The sequence below is a fragment of the Vibrio sp. Vb1574 genome, from assembly GCF_033338675.1.
In genome coordinates, this window is the sequence record NZ_JAWOTC010000164.1 from 1 (window position 1) to 1,549 (window position 1,549).

The following is a 1,549-nucleotide window of genomic DNA, read 5'->3' on the forward strand; positions in this document are numbered from 1 at the left end:
GCGGCTGCAAAATCCTAAGCCATTTATAGGTAGTTCTATCGCATGAATACAACGTATGTCGCTCGCCAGCCGATCTTTAACCGAAAAAGACAGACGCTGGGTTATGAATTGTTATTTAGAGATGGGGAAAGCAACGCCTATCCCGCTCATATCGAATCAAACCGAGCGACATACCGATTAATCGTCGAGAACTTTCTATCACTGGGTACTAACCCAGTAATTGCTTCTTCGCGATGCTTTATCAACTTTCCTCATCAGAGCTTGGTACGCCGTTTGCCTCGCAGCTTGCCAAAAAACAAAATCGTCGTAGAAGTCTTAGAGACTTGCCAACCTACCGATGATCTTCTCGATGCAATTCGCGAGTTATATCGAGAAGGTTATTTGATCGCGCTGGATGATTTCACCTTAACACCGGAGTGGCGTCGCTTCTTACCTTATGTGCACATCGTTAAACTCGATATCATGGCGATGGGGCTAGAAAAAGCGTGTGAACTGGTTAAAACCCACCTCGCCAAGCGCGTCAAATATCACTTTTTAGCGGAACGCGTCGAAACCGCAGAAGAGTTTGAGCAAGCCAAAGCGGCGGGCTTTAAATTCTTTCAAGGCTACTTTTTTAGCAAGCCATTGGTGTCGCAAACCAAATACGTCAGTCCGGAGCAGGTGTTAGCGTTACAACTGTTTCGGGAAGTCTGCGCGCCAGAGCCGGATTTTGACCGCATTGAAAGCATCATTACGCAAGATGTGGCCTTGTCGTACAAGTTACTGCGTTTTGTGAATACCCAGATCACCACATTAGAGGTGGAAATCAGCTCGTTCCGTCAGGCGCTGATTTCCCTTGGTCAAGACAAGCTGAAGCAATTTGTCTCTTTGGTGGTGGCGTCTTACATCTCAAGCAACAAACCGCGTGAGTTGTACAACCTCTCTTTGCAACGTGCCCAGTTCTGTGAGCTGATGTCGCGTTACCAACCTTTTTCTCATCTTAATGAGCAAGGCTTTATGGTCGGCTTATTGTCGATCTTAGATGCCATGCTCGACTTATCGATCGAAGCCTTGGTGAAGCAACTGCCGTTGAGTGATTCTGTGCAGCAAGCATTACTGCATCGTAAGGGTGAGTACGGCGTGCTGATCTCGCTAGAAGCATGCTACGAGCGAGCAGATTGGCATGGCGTCGAAAAGCTCTCGGGTCAGTTGGGTTTGTCATTCGATGAAGTCAAAGCCTCATTAAGTGAAGCGGTTCGCTGGAGCCAAAGCGTCGTCGCGGTCTAATTCTCTCTATTAGTATGAAACTTTTATGAAGGCAAGGGTGTGGCTCTTGACGCCTTGGCACAATTAAATAAACATATATGCATATCCATATATAGGTATGTTAACTATGCTTCCACATCAGTTTTTCAAGCTTTTATCTGACGAGACTCGTGTGCGCTGCTTAATGCTGGTGGCCCGCGAAGGAGAAATTTGCGTAGGTGATTTGGCGTTTGCATTGCAAGAGAGTCAGCCGAAAGTTTCTCGTCATCGTGGTCAGGTGAGATCGAGTGGCATTGGAGTCGAT

General features: G+C 47.0%; 2 protein-coding genes. Both read left to right on the forward strand.

Features of this window, described 5'->3' with window-relative positions:
- Positions 1-42: 42 nt before the first annotated feature.
- A complete protein-coding gene (locus R7O12_RS24465) occupies positions 43-1,266 on the forward strand; it encodes an EAL and HDOD domain-containing protein (protein WP_318126629.1) in 1,224 nt (407 codons plus the stop codon).
- A 106-nt stretch (positions 1,267-1,372) separates the two neighbouring features.
- Positions 1,373-1,549: ArsR family transcriptional regulator (locus R7O12_RS24470; RefSeq protein ID WP_318126630.1), on the forward strand; the 177-nt coding region annotated here is incomplete at its 3' end.